General features: G+C 62.7%; 12 protein-coding genes. 9 read left to right on the top strand and 3 right to left on the bottom strand.

Annotated elements, in window-relative coordinates:
- Positions 1-4: 4 nt before the first annotated feature.
- Complete coding sequence (locus EB836_RS17235; RefSeq protein ID WP_135542612.1) at positions 5-901, bottom strand: universal stress protein; 897 nt, start codon at positions 899-901, stop codon at positions 5-7.
- Between the two features lie 181 nt (positions 902-1082).
- On the opposite strand from EB836_RS17235, the gene EB836_RS17230 reads away from it, so the two are divergent.
- Together EB836_RS17230 and EB836_RS17225 are read left to right on the top strand one after the other, a co-directional pair.
- Positions 1083-2018 (top strand): patatin family protein, encoded by a 936-nt coding sequence (locus EB836_RS17230; RefSeq protein WP_135542610.1) that lies wholly within the window; start codon positions 1083-1085, stop codon positions 2016-2018.
- A 109-nt stretch (positions 2019-2127) separates the two neighbouring features.
- Positions 2128-4185 (top strand): hypothetical protein, encoded by a 2058-nt coding sequence (locus EB836_RS17225; RefSeq protein WP_135542608.1) that lies wholly within the window; start codon positions 2128-2130, stop codon positions 4183-4185.
- Positions 4186-4315: 130 nt separating this feature from the next.
- Here the strand turns inward: EB836_RS17225 and EB836_RS17220 are convergent, their stop codons facing one another.
- Positions 4316-5164, bottom strand: a complete 849-nt coding sequence (locus EB836_RS17220; protein ID WP_135542606.1) for a MurR/RpiR family transcriptional regulator — start codon at positions 5162-5164, stop codon at positions 4316-4318.
- 223 nt (positions 5165-5387) lie between these two features.
- On the opposite strand from EB836_RS17220, the gene EB836_RS18560 reads away from it, so the two are divergent.
- The 7 genes from EB836_RS18560 (at position 5388) to EB836_RS17185 (ending at position 14095) form a co-directional block, all read left to right on the top strand.
- Positions 5388-7133, top strand: coding sequence for an ABC transporter substrate-binding protein (locus EB836_RS18560; RefSeq protein ID WP_135542604.1), 1746 nt, complete (start codon positions 5388-5390; stop codon positions 7131-7133).
- Positions 7134-7140: 7 nt separating this feature from the next.
- A complete protein-coding gene (locus tag EB836_RS17210) occupies positions 7141-8085 on the top strand; it encodes an ABC transporter permease (protein WP_240690131.1) in 945 nt (314 codons plus the stop codon).
- Positions 8085-9080, top strand: coding sequence for an ABC transporter permease (locus tag EB836_RS17205; RefSeq protein ID WP_135542600.1), 996 nt, complete (start codon positions 8085-8087; stop codon positions 9078-9080). The genes EB836_RS17210 and EB836_RS17205 overlap by 1 nt, the downstream gene beginning before the upstream one ends.
- Entirely contained in the window at positions 9077-9913 is an 837-nt protein-coding gene (locus tag EB836_RS17200; RefSeq protein ID WP_135542598.1) for an ABC transporter ATP-binding protein, read from the top strand. Before EB836_RS17205 ends, EB836_RS17200 begins: the two co-directional genes overlap by 4 nt.
- A gap of 2 nt (positions 9914-9915) precedes the next feature.
- On the top strand, positions 9916-10725 hold the full coding sequence (locus tag EB836_RS17195) for an ATP-binding cassette domain-containing protein (RefSeq protein ID WP_135542596.1): 810 nt from the start codon (positions 9916-9918) through the stop codon (positions 10723-10725).
- 90 nt (positions 10726-10815) lie between these two features.
- Complete coding sequence (locus EB836_RS17190; protein WP_135542594.1) at positions 10816-12327, top strand: peptidase S10; 1512 nt, start codon at positions 10816-10818, stop codon at positions 12325-12327.
- A gap of 70 nt (positions 12328-12397) precedes the next feature.
- Positions 12398-14095 (top strand): DUF885 domain-containing protein, encoded by a 1698-nt coding sequence (locus EB836_RS17185; RefSeq protein ID WP_205683407.1) that lies wholly within the window; start codon positions 12398-12400, stop codon positions 14093-14095.
- 96 nt (positions 14096-14191) lie between these two features.
- On the opposite strand, the gene EB836_RS17180 is transcribed toward EB836_RS17185, so the two are convergent.
- Positions 14192-15697 carry an amidohydrolase family protein gene (locus EB836_RS17180; RefSeq protein ID WP_135542592.1) on the bottom strand — a complete coding sequence of 502 codons (1506 nt, stop codon included), beginning with the start codon at positions 15695-15697 and terminating at the stop codon, positions 14192-14194.
- Positions 15698-16110 lie beyond the last annotated feature (413 nt).

Here is a 16110-nt window from a genome sequence, read left to right as displayed (position 1 = left end):
CAGCTCAGACGGAGAGGTCTTTGTCGGGAGCGATGTCGGGCGCAGGGTAGCGGGGGACGACGACCATCGGGACGGGGAGACTGCGCAACATCTTGTTCGCGGTCGTGCCGAGGAAGATGGACCGGCTTCTGGCCAGCCGACTGGAGCCGATGAGGACGATTTCGCCGTCATCCCAGGTGAGTTTGTCGATGGCCGCTTCGATGGATCGGCCCTCGGCGACATCGACCATGACCTCTGTGGCGTCGTCGACGGACTGGGAGGCACGCAGGAGCAGATTCTTCGCATGTGTACGGGCCTCCTCGGCGCTCTCTTCGGTTCCGGTGTTGGAGTCGAGGCCGATGAGCGAGATCAGCCGCAACGGCACGTCGTGCCGGACCGAGGACTGGACGGCGACGCCGAGGGCGACCTCGGCGCCGGGACGAGTGCCCAGGGCGCAGGTGAGGCGGGTGAGGCGGCTGGGCGGCAGGTATCCGGAGGGGGCCAGAGCGACCGGCACGGGGGAGGCGTGGAGGAGCGCATTGGCCACGGAACCGACGGTGAAGCGCCGCAGCGGGCCGTGACTGGCCGCGCCGACGACGATGAGATCGCAGGGACGTGTGGTGGCGACGTCGATGAGGCCCGCTGCCATGGAATCGGCGAAATGGACCGAGGTCGTCGAGCGGATGGATTTCGGAACGAGGTCGTGCGTTTTGGAAAGGCACTGCTCGGCCTCGCCGAGGCAGAACTTCTGGTACTCCCGTTCGGGTTTCGACGCTGTCTGCTCCGGCGGGGATCCGCGGACGACATGGACGAGGTCGAGTTCGACGGGGTGGGACGACAGTGTCGACTGAGCCAGGGTGAGGGCGAGCGAGACCGCGTCACGTCCGCGTCTGTCCATGGTGATGCCGACGACGTAGCGCATGAAGTCTCCTTCGACTCGAATCGTTCTGCGGCGGGTGAGGCCGACGTGTTGACTATAGGACAGTCGGACGAACGCGGACAACGCGGGCTGAGGGGATGACGCCCGGTATCGCATTCTTCTCAGCCGAGCCGTGGATTACCGATGAGTAATCAGCTGGCCGATTTTCGCTAGGATGGCGACTATGACGAATGCTGGACAGGTGGCGACGGCTGAGACCACGCGGATCGAAGACACTGCTCTGATCTTCGAAGGTGGTGGCATGCGAGCCTCGCTGACCAGCGCCATGGTTGTCGCCTTACTAGGGGCCGGTCTGTCATTCGAGTGGGTCGCCGGAATCAGTGCAGGCGCTTCGAACACGGTGAATTATCTGTCCGGAGATGCGTGGCGCGCTCGCCGGTCGTTCGTCGAATTCGCAGCCGACGAGCAGTTCGGGGGACTGCGCTATTTTGCGCGCGGTCAAGGCATGTTCAATGCGGAATACATCTACCAGAAAGCCGGCGGGCCGAATGAGGCGCTTCCGTTCGACTGGGATTCATTCCAGTCGAGTACAGGCGATATGCGGATCATCGGCTTCAACGCGGAGTCCGGTGACGATGTGGTGTGGTCGAAGAAGGACACACCACACATTGATGACCTCATGGTTCGAGTCCGTGCTTCCTCGACGATGCCGGGCCTCATGCCTCCGGTGCATTTGAATGGTCACGTCTACGTCGACGGTGCGATGGGGGAGGACGGCGGGATCGCGTTGAGCCAGGCCCAGCGCGAGGGGTTCGAGAAGTTCGTCATCGTGCTCACCCAGGAACGAACGTACAGGAAGGCACCGCAGCGATTCCCCGCGGTCTATCGCGGCATCTTCCGCAAGTATCCGGCGCTGGCCGACGCCTTGTTGACTCGGTGGAAGCGGTACAACGAGACGCGTGAACAGATCTTTGCTCTCGAGGAAGAAGGGAAAGCGCATGTGTTTGCTCCCGAACGCATGCCGGTCGACAACAGCACCCGCGACCTGTCACGTCTAGCTGCCGCTCACCGGATGGGATTGTCGCAATCGCGCCGGGAGTTGCCTGAAATCCGGGAGTTCGTGGGTATGTCAGGTAGTGCAGTGTCATCGAGTCGATGATGACGTGGGCTCCTTGAAATCGTCGATGACAATTGCGATCTGACAATATTCCAGACTTGCACTACATGTAACGTAGTCGCGTCACGGACTCCTGCTAGATTCTCTGAGTATGAGCGACCACCCATATTCTCGTGAATCACAGCTGCCCCCGCCCGAACAGGGTGCGGCGAAGAAATCGAAATCCAGACCCGTCCTGCTCGGCGTTGCCGCAGTCGCGGCCGTGGCGCTCATCGCCGGAGCTTCCTTCGCCTTCTTCTCCCGGTACAACCCATTCGGTGTCCCGGAGCCCGACTACGCTCAGACTCCCAGCCAGTCCGATGTCATGGACTTCAGCGGATTAGGCCAGGATATGCATCTCAACGGCGCCCCGCTGACCGCCGACGCGGGTAAGACCTCCCCAGAAATCCTGCGGTTCATCGGCTCGACCACATCGATTCTCACCCGAGTGGGCGACGATGATCAGCCCGCTTGGACGGTCTCGATCCCGCACCAGGACATCGACACCGGCGAGACCGAGCCACTCGACGAAGCCCTCGACCCGGACTCCACCGAAGACATCTCCGATGACGAGAAGAAGCTGGCGGGTACCCCCACCGCATGCCGAGTCTCCGGCGAGGTTGTCCAGTGCGGGGACCGAGCGGTCGCACTCAGCGACGGGTCGATGACGACAGCTGAGAGCAAGGCCGATGTCGACCCCGATCCCGCATCGTCGAGGGTTCCTCTCGACGTCGATGATGAAGGAACAGTGACCGGGCCGGACGATCAGACCTATGATGGTCTGAGCCTCGATCCTGAAGCTCATGCCTCGATGATCGCCGGTGCACAGGCGGGGGAGACCGGACCGTGGGTGGTCTCCAATGGTCAGACTCTTGCCGCCGTCGATTCCGACAGCGTTCTGTTGACGCAGGACCTCGAACCCTCCGCCGCCGAGGTGACCGGACTCGGAGACAAACGCGTCACCCCGTCGTGGGCGGTCGTCGACGGTGTTCTCATCATCGGAACCTCGGACGGGGTCAAAGGTCTCGACCTCTCGAGCGGTGACCAGCTGTGGGCAGTGTCTGCGCCGACCGACGGGTTCGCGGTCACCGGCAGTCAGCTGCGGATCCAGCATGAGGGCGCAGTGAGTTCCTTCGACTTCACTGATTCGGCGAAAGACGAATCAGTGACGGCTGATAAGGGATTCGATGAGAGCATTTCGGCGCTGCCCGCACCGAAGCTTCCGTCGGAGGACGACATCCGGAACGCGAAGCTGGAGGTCCCTCCTGCCTGTGCAGACTTAACTATGGCCGAGGGAGCGAAACAGGATTTCTCGGACGGAAAGGCCGCAGAAGGAGAGTACGGCGAATCGATTGCCATCAATGACGTGACAACATCGTTGGCCGCACCGAAGCCGATGGTCGCGATCGACTTCGTCTGCTATCCGGGTGGGAACTGGGTGACGGATTCGGTCGGTATCTATGACCAGAAGCTCGACCTTGTCACCTCGATCGAACCCTGGAGTGCGGATTCGGACGTCCAAAAGCTTGCCGACTTCAACCGGAGCATCGTCTCTGCGGTCGATATGACCGGGCCCTATATGACAGCGACGGTGAACAATATCGCCGTCTTCGGGAACGAGGATTACAACGCCGCAGAACGCACGGCGGAAGCAGAGTTGCGTTTCGCGTGGACCAAGGGAGGTTACGAACCTCAGGATGTGCTGTTCACCGCCGACGGAGCGACCGTCCGGGTCCCGGAAGTCGAAGAGGTTCAGAAGTTCGTCGATGCGGCCGCGAAAGGCGACGATGCCACTGCCGGTGCGATGGCTACTGATGCGGTGATGCGGGACTTGGACACAATCATCGGGGATGCGTCAGCGAATCCACCGATGACCTATCGAGAACTGGCTCTCCAGGACGGGACCGAAGTGGATACCTGCGAACTCATCGGAGTAGTGGACGAGGAATACGGAGACTACACCATGAGCAATGGTGTCGGCCTGATGGAGGGAATCGGCGGCTTCGGGACCGATTCCATCGAAGCCGGCGACGTCATCTGTGGGCTCAAAGGACCAGGCGAGACGATCGACCCGGACGATGAAGGCAGTTGGTACGCAGCGCACCTGCTATTGAAGGGTAATGAGACTGGAGCAGTCAAGGTGTATTCGGTGTCTTCGTACACCGGGTGACCTTTGCGGAAACAGCGGAACGAATACTGAAAATTGGATCAATCCAGTCGGCTGATAAGTAGGCATCTGGAACACCTGAGGCACAGTCAGACGCCGGTGTCCGGCCGCTCTGATCAACTAAAAGGGAGTGTCAGTCGCTGATCACCGCCTGAGTTCGGGACCACATGGACTGGAGCTCTTCGAGCATCGCTGCGGATCGCGCGGTGTCTACGTTGGCGATTGCCCCGACGATGCATTGTGCGACGCTGACCGCGCACGTCACCGAGGCCATTGGGCCGAGGCCTTCGGACGGGACCAGGATGAGCTGATCGGCGAGCTCGGCCAGCTGAGAGTGCTGGTCGGCGATGACGATGAGTTGGACGCCTCGTTCCTTGGCGATGTCGCACAATGGCAGGATGCTCGCACTCGTCTTCCAGATCGAGAAGGTGATGAGGCAGTCACCGGGTTTGAGCCTGCGGACATCGTTGATCATGTGCGTCGCTGCACCGTCGCTGAGTGAGACGTTGTAGCCCAGGCCCTGGGCGTTGTGCGCCAGGATGGCTCCCGGAGCCACATAGGCGCCTGTGGCGAGGATCGTCGTTGTCGGTGCTTCTGCGATCATTGTTGCGATTGTGGTCACCGATTCTTCGGATAGAGACTCGGCAAGGAGACCGAGCAATTCGATGTCCTTGCCGATCGACGTCCCGGGCTGCCCCCTGCCGGCCTCGGTGTTGCGAACAAAATGTTTGTCGGCATCCAATGAGGACAGGAATCGGTTTCTGATCTCCGTTGACAGTTCCGACCAGCCTGTGAAGTCAATGGCCTGTGCGGCTCTGACAACGGTGGCGACGTTCACCCCGGCCACTTCGGCGAGAGCTGCCGCACTGCAGTACGACGCCATCTCGGGGTCGTTGGCGATGGCCTTGAGTACAGATCTCGTTCCGGGGGAGAGTCTGCGCTGAGACATGAGGTGTTCGAGCCATGTCGCGATGATTTTCACTATGTGTCTCCTATTGCAATGAACGTTGCGATCTGATTGTATACGAGGTGTGGTGAAGATCACGCGCACTTCATTTCGGGCGCCGCAGACGTGTCTACTGAGTCGGCTCTTGTTGACAAGTCACGAAAGCGCAACCGTGCAACGGATACTGCAGATGCACTTGTGCGGTGGCCTGCGTGCTCTGAGCCACTCATCATGACGGAACAGTCGAAGGAGACTTTTCATGAAGAAGCGAGCTTTATCGATGGTTGCGATTGCCGCTGCCGCCACGATGCTTGTCAGTGCCTGTGGGAAGGGGGATTCAGGAAAAGAAGGTGATGCTCAATCTGTCGTCGATGATGAGACGGGCTTCGCCTCGTACACCGGTGATCCTCAGAAAGGCGGCGTCGTCGAAGTGCTGGGCGGAGTCGACTTCTCCCACCTGGACCCGGCAATGGGCAGCGACGGCAATGTCCTCAATCTCTACAACCTCCTCTACCGCAACCTCACCCAGTACAAGTACAACCGAGATTCCGGGGAGCTCGAACTCGTCGGCGATCTCGCCGAGGACACCGGAACGTCGAACGAGGATTCGACTGAGTGGACGTTCAAACTCAAAGAAGGCGTCACCTTTGAGGACGGATCGCCGATCACTGCGGAAGACGTGAAGTTCGGCTTCGAGCATGCCTTCGACCCGTCGCTGGCCATCGGCCTCGACTACCTGCAGAACTACGTCAAGGGTGCCAAAGATTACGAAGGTATCTTCGAAGACCCCGATGGCCTCGACTCGATCAAGGTCGTTGATGATCGGACGATCACCATCGAGACGAATGAGCCGATGGCGGACTTCCCGAACGTCGTTGCCACCGCACCAGGGGCCCCGTTCCCGAAGGACAAGGTGACCAAGGTCGACCAGATCCAGAAGGACCCGATCTCGTCGGGCCCCTACAAAGTCGACGAGTACAAGCGCGGCGAGTCGCTGACCCTGGTCCGCAATGAGAACTGGAACGCCGAGACCGATGACATCCGTCCGGCCTATCCCGACGGTTTTAAGTTCACAGTGAGCCTCGACCAGAACACGATCGATCAGCGGATGATGTCCGGGCAGGGTGACGATGCCAATGCAGTCTCGTCCTCGACCAACCCGGTCGTCGCGGCCAACCTCGCGAAGATCACGCAGGATCCCAAGCTCTCGGAGCGCACGGTGCAGTCCATGCCCTCCTGTAACTACTTCATGGTCATGAACAACACCAAGGAGCCGTTGGGGGACAAGGATGTCCGTCAGGCCATCAACTGGGCCGTCGACAAGTCGAGCGTGATCAATGCCAGCGGCGGTCCGCAGCTGGCCGATGTTGCACCGAACCTGCTGCTGCCCAGCGTGCCGGACTACGACGACACTGACCCGTACGCCACCGAAGGAAACACCGGCGATCCGGAGAAGGCCAAGGCCATGCTCAAAGAAGCCGGGGCAGAGAATCTCAAGCTGACCATGGACGTGCGCGCGCTGCCGATGTGGGAGGCGCAGGCCGAGGCGGTGCAGCAGTCGTTGAAGAAGGCCGGCATCGAGGTCAAACTCAATGTCATCGACCAGGCGAAGTTCTACGAGGTCCTGGCCACCCCGAGCCAGCAGAACGAACTGGCGATCACCGGCTGGTGCTCCAACGGCTGGTTCTCCGGTGAACCGCTTCTGGGGCCCCTGTTCGACGGTGAGCGGATCACGGAGACCGGCAACCTCAACCAGTCCCAGATCGATGATCCGGCACTGAACAAGTCCCTCGCCGAGGCGGCCGTCATGCCCGATCTCGATGACAAGACCGCCGCCTACGCGAAGATCAACGAACAGGTCCTCGACCTCGCACCGGTCGTGCCCCTGGTCCGTCCGCGTCCGCTCCAGCTCGTCGGCTCCAACGTTGGCGGTGCCTTCGCCAACCCGTCCAAGACCGGATACATCGACTACTCGCAGCTGGGTCTTCTCAACCCGGAAGGATAGTTCATTCGTGACTGCCTCGCTTTCCAACCAGGTCGAGGAGTTCGGTCGGCCCGACCCGGGGGAGGATTTCTCCCCCGGGGCGGGAGCCCTGAAGAGGATTCTTGGCAAACCCTCGGTGATCCTGTCTCTGGGGTTCCTCGTCTTCATCGTCCTCCTGGCGATCTTCGCCCCGCTCATCACCCAACTCTCCGGCTACAGCCCCTACGAATTCGACGAAGGAGCCGTCGACCCGGCCCTCGGCGGCCTGCCGCGCGGCCCACTCGGTGGCATCAGCGCCGACCACTGGATGGGCGTCGAACCACAGAACGGCCGTGACATCTTCGCCCGCATCGCCTACGGAGCACGCGTCTCGATGCTCATCGGCATCGGCGCCACCGCCATCACCATGATCATCGGTGTAGTCATGGGGGTCATCGCCGGCTTCCTCGGCGGATTCGTCGACGCCGCGATCTCGCGGGTCATGGACTTCCTCATGGCTTTCCCGGCTCTCATCTTCATGATTGCCATCCTCTCTGCCCTGCCGCAGGGCAATCGTCCGCTCCTGCTCGTCCTTGTCCTCAGTCTCTTCTCGTGGCCGGCCACTGCTCGCGTAATCCGCGGACAGACACTGTCGCTGAAGAACCGGGAATTCGTCGAGGCGGCCAAGACCTCCGGCGCGGGTTGGGTTCCCCTGGTCTTCCGCGAGGTGCTGCCGAATCTCTCCGGCACCATCGTGGTCATGGCGACCCTGGCGGTGCCGACGTTCATCGCCACCGAGGCGGGGTTGTCCTTCCTTGGTGTGGGCATCACTCCACCCGATCCTTCGTGGGGGCAGATGATCGCTTCGGCGGTGACCTGGTACTCCAGTGATCCGATGTTCTTCGCGATTCCAGGCATGTTCCTCTTTCTCACTGTGCTGTCGTTCACCGTGCTCGGGGACAACCTGCAGAAGATCTGGGCGGGAGGACTCTGATGGCCCTCTATCTCGTCAAACGACTGTTCGCGGCGCTCATCATCATGTTGCTCGTCGTCTTCTTCACCTTCGTCATCTTCTTCCAACTCTCTCCGGACCCGGCCGCCAGCATCTGTGGGCAGACCTGCACTCCGGAGAGGATCGAGGCGATCAGATATCAGTTGGGACTCAACGAGCCGTTCTTCACCCAGTTCTTCACTTTCCTCGCCGCGATCTTCGTCGGCCGCGACTACGGTTCGGGTGCCTCAGCGGTTCACTGCAATGCCCCGTGCATCGGGTACTCCTTCCAGACCAACCAAGACGTTTTGCAAGGGATCATCGACCGCCTGCCCGTTTCGGTGACCATCGCCGTCGGAGCTGCGGTCCTGTGGCTGCTCTCCGGGGTGGCCGCCGGTGTGATCAGCGCCGTCAAGGAAGGCACCTGGTGGGACAAAGGAGCGATGATGTTCGCCCTGGCCGGGATCTCCCTGCCGAACTACTTCGTCGCCCTCGTCCTGCAGTACCTGCTCGTCGTCCAACTCCAATGGCTGCCGTTCCCGACAGTGGTGCCGTTCACCGACAGTCCTGTGCAGTGGTTCCAGGCGTACCTCATGCCGTGGATGGTGCTGGCGCTGATGTACGCGTCGATGTACGCCCGGCTGACCCGCACCAATGTCATCGACACCTTGGGGGAGAACTTCATGCGCACGGCCCGGGCCAAGGGCCTGGGACGCGGCGCCGTCCTCATCCGCCACGGACTGCGGCCTTCGCTGACACCGATCGTCACGCTCCTCGGCGTCGACTTCGCCACTCTGCTCGGCGGTGCTCTCATCACCGAGACGGTCTTCGGTCTCAACGGCGTCGGGCGGTATGCCTATGATGCGATCGCCGTCAACGATCAGCCCGTGATCATGGGTGTGACCCTCGTGGCCGCCTTCGCCGTGATCATCGCCAACATCGTGGTCGACCTGCTCTACCGGTTGCTCGACCCCCGAGTGAGAGTGAGTAGCTCATGAGTGCACAATCCACTGAGACACCGGTCCTGTCCGTGCGTGACCTGCGCATAGAATTCCCCCTCGGCGTCGTCGTCGACGGCAGTTCGTTCGACATCGCCCGTGGCCAGACGATGGGTCTGGTCGGCGAATCAGGGTCGGGCAAGTCGATGACCTCGCTGGCGATCATGGGTCTGCTGCCGAAGGAGGCGATGACGACGGGGTCGGTCCGCTTCCACGGCGACGAGCTGTTGCACCGCTCCGATGCGTCGATGCGGCGGACCCGTGGTGACCAGATCGCGATGATCTTCCAGGATCCGCTGTCCTCGCTCAACCCCTACTACACGGTCGGGTTCCAGATCGCCGAGGCCTACCGTGCCCACAAGGGAGGCACAAAGGCGGCGGCGATGACGAAGGCCGCCGAGGCGATGGACCGCGTCCGCATTCCCGATGCCGTCGGCCGCGTCAGACACTACCCCCATCAGTTCTCCGGGGGGATGCGCCAACGCGTGATGATCGCGATGGCGCTCGTGTGCGAACCCGACCTCATCATCGCCGACGAACCGACCACGGCCCTCGACGTCACCGTCCAGGCCCAGATCCTCGATCTGCTCACCGAAGTACAGGAGATGACACAGGCGGCGATGCTCTTCATCACCCACGACCTGGCCGTCGTCAGTCACATCTCCGACCATGTCACGGTGATGCGCTACGGCCGGACCGTCGAACAGGGCACGGCGGAGCAGATCTTTTCGAACCCGCGCAACGACTACACCCGAGCGCTGCTGGCCGCGACCCCGCGCCTCGACGATGCCGTCGACTTGCCCGAGCCCATCCTCACGAACGGAGGTGAGTGAGCATGAGCGACACCGTCACACCGCTGCTGGCGGCGACGGGCCTGATCAAGGAGTTCCGCACCGGCCGCAAGGAGGTCTTCACTGCGGTCGAAGGCGTGTCCTTCGACGTCCACCGGCGCCAGACGCTGGGTATCGTCGGCGAATCCGGGTCCGGCAAATCGACCACAGCCCGCATGATCGCCCGTCTCATCGACCCCACCTCCGGCTCGATCGAGTTCCAGGGTGAGGAGATCACGCAGCGTTCGGGGGCGGCCCTGCGGGACTTCCGCAGCGGGGTGCAGGTGGTCTTCCAGGACCCGTACTCCTCGCTCAACCCGCGGCATACCGTCGAAGAGGTCGTCTCGGCCCCCTTGCGCTATCAGAAGCGCAAGGCCGCCGGCGGCTACCGGCGCATGGTCAAGGCGGCGATGGAGCGAGTCGGGCTCAACCCCGATCACTCGGGTCGCTATCCGCGCCAGTTCTCCGGCGGGCAGGCCCAGCGCATCGGCATTGCTCGCGCTCTCATCGTCGAGCCGAAGCTCGTCATCTGCGACGAGGCGGTCTCGGCCCTCGACGTGTCGGTCCAGGCGCAGGTGCTCGAACTGCTCGTCGATCTGCAGCGTGAACGCGACATCTCCTATGTCTTCATCGCCCACGATCTGGCGGTCGTGCGACAGATCGCCCACAAGGTCGCCGTGATGCAGAAAGGTCGGATCGTCGAGCAGGGTCCGCGCGATGAGATCTTCGATGATCCGCAGCACGAGTACACGAAGACCCTGCTCTCGGCGGTCCCGAGCATCGAGCCCCGCTGGGACGCAGGACGGCGCACCTGACCGGCACATCCGCCTCGGCGATGGATCTCTGTTCGTCCACCGCTCATCCACTCTCCACCATCTCCTCATAGGGAAGGACCTCAACCCACCATGTCCGACGCACAGGATCAGCCACAGCCGACGAACCCACCGCACCCGGTCGACGACTTCGTCACCACCGACCACGATCTCGAACTGCCCACCGGGGTGCTCAAGTACCGGGCTCAGACGGGCCGGATAGTCATCGGCTCCGAAGTCGTCGAGGACGGGGTCTTCGCCGGGCTCAAACCGAAGGCGCAGATCTTCCTCACCTCCTACACAGCCATCGCCGAAGACACCGAGGAGGGCCAGGACTCCGGGCGGCCGGTCGTCTTCGTCTTCAACGGCGGCCCGGGATCGTCATCGGCGTGGATGCACATCGGGCTCTTCGGTCCCCGCCGGGTCGTGGCCAACGACGTCAACGATCGTACCCCTCCGCCCTATGGCCTCGTCGATAACCTAGAGACCACGCTGGCCCATGCCGATCTCGTCTTCATCGACCCGGTGACCACGGGCTACTCCCGCACCGCGGAGGGGGAGAAGCCCGAGGACTTCCACGGGTTCACCGGCGACCGAGACGTCGTCGGCGAGGCGATCCGGCTGTGGCTGACGCGGAACAATCGATGGATCTCACCGAAGTTCCTCGCCGGGGAGTCTTACGGAACCACGCGGGCCGCGGCTCTGGCCGGACACCTGGCAAAGCGGCACGGCATCGCGTTCAACGGGATCCTCCTCATCTCGGCCGTCCTCGACTTCGCTACGATCGACTTCACGGAGGGTAACGAGGCACCTTATATCCACTATCTGCCGACGTTCGCAGCCATCGCGCACTACCACGGCAAACACCCCGGACGGGAGCTCGAGGACGTCGTCGCCGAGGCCACGGACTTCGCCTATGGGGACTTCAGCCGGGCGCTCGAGCGCGGGCACCGGCTCGCCGACTCCGAGCGCGCTCGGGTCGGCGAGCGACTGGCCGAGCTCATCGGCATCGATGAGGAGTTCGTGGCGCTGGCCGATCTGCGCATCGACGAGTTCACCTTCTTCACCGAACTGCTGCGCGACCAGCGGCTGCGGATCGGTCGTTTGGACTCCCGGTTCACCGCGCATCCGGGCAAGGTCGCCTCCGAGGTGCTCGGCGACGACCCGTCGTATCCGGCGATCCAATACCCGTACACGGTGGGGATCAATCACCTGCTGCGAGCCGAGCTCGGCTACGAATCGGACCTCACCTACGAGGTCCTCACGGCCCGGGTTCAGCCCTGGTCGTACAAGGAGTTTGAGAACTCCACGGTCAACACCTCCGAGGATCTCGCATTCGCGATGCGGATGAACCCGCATCTCAAGGTCTACGTAGGCTTCGGGTATCACGATTCGGCGACACCGTTCGCCGCCTCGGAGCACGTCTTGGCGCATCTGCGGATCTCCGATGAGTCTCATGACCAGATCGTCCGCCGCTACTATCCGGCCGGGCACATGATGTACGTCGACCAGCAGGTCCGGGTCGATCAGCTGCGCGACATCGACGACTTCATCGCGTGGGCCTCAGGTGCCGGGGACAGACCCGCGTCGAACAATCCCTTCTGAGCCATCTGTGCGGCCCGACGACGGGCCGCACGACACCGAATCGATCACGATCGAGAACAGGAGTGCTCACGTGTCCGAACACCATGATCGTCACGACGACCGTGCCGAGGTCTCAGCGACGAGCAGACGGCTTGCCGAGATCATCGACGCCGAATGGTCGTGGAGGGAGGCCGAACTCGGGCCGTTGTCGCAAAGAGCCTCCCTCGTCGACTTCCTGCCCGATGTCTCTGAGGAGGCGCAGCTGCGTCGTTTGCAGATGTGGGAGAAGACCCTCGGCGAGCTCGATGCGCTCAGAACCGCTGACCTCAGTGCTGACGAGAAGGTCGACTTCGACGTCTACCACCAGCAGCTGAGCACCCTCGTCGAGGCGCAGCGCAACCGCATGTGGGAGCGTCCGGCGACGGCGGATTCCGCGTTCTGGCGCTCGATGGCCTTCGACGCCTATCGCCTGGTGCTCGAGGATGCGGAGTCGGCAAGAGCGTATCTGCGCATGCTGGCCAACATCCCCCGGTACTTCGACCAACAGATCGAGAATATGCGGGCCGGGGTGGCGCGCGGGTTCGGTCCGGCACGCGTGTGTATGAGCGGGCGGGAGGAACCGGTGCGGGTCATCGCCGAGGCCGAGGACGTCACCGAACTTTCGTTCTTCGGTCCCTTCAGCCGGATGCCGGCGGTCGTACCCGAGCATGTTCGCACCGAATTCCACGAGGCGGCCGCGCGGGTCCTCTCGGCCGAGGTCGTTCCCGCCTACCGGAAGCTGCTCGAGTTCCTGACAACGGAGTACCTGCCGAACCTGCCGGAGTCGATCGCCGCGGTGGACCAGCCGGGCGGCCTCGAGTTCTATCGGTCGCAGATCAGGGAGTATTCGACGACGGACCTCAGCCCGCAGCAGATCTTCGACATCGGACAGGTCGAAGTGAAGAAGATCCGGGAGGAGATGGACGACGTCGCTGCCGAGCTCGGCTATCCCGGTGACCTGCCGGGCCTGTTCGAGTTCATGCGCACGAGCCCGCAGTTCTATGCGACGACGAAGCGTCAGCTGCTCGCCGAGGCCGCGTACACGTGCAAAGCCTTCGACCGGGTCGTCCACCAGTACTTCGGACGGCTGCCGCAGCAGCGATTCGCGATCATGGAGACACCGGCGGAGATCGCGAAGTTCGATACGTTCGGCCGCGGTGCCCCCGACCGGTTCCTGCTCAATACGTACAATCTGCCGGCGCGACCGCTGTATTCGCTGCCGTCGCTGACCCTGCACGAATCCGCGCCGGGCCATTCGTTCCAGATCTCGCTGGCCGAGGAACTCGAGCTGAAGGACTTCCGGCGGCTCTACATCTCAGCCTTCGGCGAGGGCTGGGGTCTCTACACTGAGCGGCTCGGCGATGAGATGGGAATGTATGAGACACCGTTCGAACGCATGGGAATGCTGTCGTTCCAGATGTGGCGGGCCGTGCGCCTCGTCGTCGATCCGGGCATGCATGCGCTCGGATGGAGCCGGGAGCAGGCCCAGGACTTCCTGCGGTCCAATACGGCGATCGCCGAACATGAGATCGTCACGGAGATCGACCGGTACATCTCTTGGCCGGGTCAGGCCACGGCCTACTACCTCGGGCAGCTGACGATTCAGCAGCTGCGGCAGGAGGCTGAGGACACGCTGGGCGAGGACTTCTTGATCAGGGACTTTCACGACACGGTCCTCGGGATGGGCAGCGTTCCGCTCACCGTGCTGCAGGCACATGTGCGTGCCTACATCCTGGCGGCAGCAGATTAGCGACAGACTCAGGATGCTGCCGGCCACTGAGGACCTCGCCTCTGAAGACGTCGACCCCGGCCGGACATGAGTCCGGCCGGGGTCGAGCTATGGCGGTCAGTTCTGGGCGGACTTCTCCTCGGCGACCATGGTCTTTACGTCGTTGCGTAGTTCGCGGGCGTCATAGACGATGCCGGAGCGCAGGGTGAAGTCGACTCCGCCGACGCGGTTGAGGCCGGACTCCTCGGCGCGCAGGTGACCGTGGCCGTAGAGGACCTTGAAGTTGCTCAGTGGGTTGTCCTTGACGATGAGCAGGTCGGCGATCTTGCCGGGTTCCACGGAGCCGAGTTCGTCGTCGATGCCGAGAAGCTGGGCGCTGTTCAGCGTGGCGGCGCGTACGACTTCGAGGGGGTGGAAGCCTGCTTCGAGGAGGAGCTCGAGTTCTTCGATGAGTCCGAAGCCGAAGACCTTGTAGATGAAGCCCGAATCCGAACCGGCCGTGACCAGGCCGCCGAGGTTCTTAAAGTCGTTGACGAAGGACATCCATTTGACGTAGGCGTGGCGCCACGCGATCTCGTCTTCGCTCGTCCAGTCGCCCATGTAGGAGCCGTGTTTGTCGGCAGAGGGCTGGAAGAACTCCCACAACGTGGGGGAGGTGAACTCGGAGTGCCATTCGGAGGTGCGTACGCGGGCGGCATCGCGGGACCCGATGTAGATGTTGAATGTCGGGCTCAGTGCGGTGCCGAGTTCGTGGAGTTCGTTAAGTGTCTCCTGCCAGGCGCCGCTGCTGCGTTCGGCGGTCTGCAGCCACAGGTGGGCGCCTTGGCTGAAGCGCTGGGGTTCGCTGTTGTGATTGTAGTCGGTGGGCACGTGCTGGAGGGTGCGGTCGCGGAACATCGCTTCGGGGATGCCGTACCAGTGTTCGATGCTGTTCAGTCCCCACCTCGCCGAGGTCAGCGCATTGACCTGCGCGGCCCGGCGTTGGTCGTGGTGGCAGGCGGTGCGCAGTCCGCGTGCCCGTGCTGCTTCGACGGCGGCCCCGAACACGGTGGGGGAGGTGCCGAAGAACTTCACGCCGTTCGCTCCGCGGTCGGCGACCTCGTTGACCCATGCGGTCGCCTCGTCGGCGGTAACCGGGGTGGGCCCGTCGAGGGTCCCGGCACGCAGGGCGGGGTAGATGTGCAGGCGCGGGGCGGCGATCTCGTTGGCTTCGGCGCGGTGGGCTTCGTCCATGGTCCAGTTGAGGCCGTTGAAGGCTCCGAGTTCGCGGACGGTCGTCACGCCGTGGCCGAGCCAGAGCTTGTAGACGTAGTCGGCGTTCGGTGCCTGCTCGGGTTTGCCAATGTGGGCGTGGGAGTCGATGAGCCCGGGCATGACGTACGCGCCGTCGAGGTCCATGACTTTTGCGCCGTCGGTCGAGGGACGTTCGGTGAGGCTGCTCGCTCCGTTCGGTTCCCAGATTCCGGTGATCCTGTCATCTTCGATGAGGATGTCTGCCGGCCCGTAGGGGGCGGCTCCGGTTCCGTCGATGAGCATGGCATCGCGGAGGATGAGCCGGGGGTAGGGTCCCGATCCGGTGCTTCGGTCGGGGGCGGCGATCTGGCCAGTGGATCCGAGGGTCATTGACGGTCTCCTCAGGGGGTTTCGCGTTCGAGCGGTTCGCTCGTCGCTGAGCGTGGGCGGTACTGTGTCAAGCTAATCGAATGGTTATAGAGTTGTGCGGTTAAACGGTATGCATGGGTAAGACGATTGCCGTCGAGAAGGTGTCGTTGCTTTACTCGAGCACGTAATAGTCTCAACCGACCAAAGATATTATCGTGCGGCTTCGATCCGATTGCAGGAATCCTCTCAGGTATTTATGCAATTGCCGGGGACGTCTCATCTATGCGCTGGGGACGGCGTCCTTTGTCGGCTCTTCCGGTTTCAGAGTGCGTAGCAGGGTCTCTGCACCCAGTGTGTCGGTGATGAATGAGAGGCGGGCCTTGGGTGATGATGGAAATTCTCCAAGATCCCTCACACCCAAGGCCCTGCCATGC

The sequence above is a fragment of the Brevibacterium sp. S111 genome (genome assembly GCF_004745075.1).
Classification (GTDB): domain Bacteria; phylum Actinomycetota; class Actinomycetes; order Actinomycetales; family Brevibacteriaceae; genus Brevibacterium.
The sequence above is the reverse complement of the archived record's forward strand: the minus strand, read 5'-3'. Positions and strand labels throughout refer to the sequence as shown.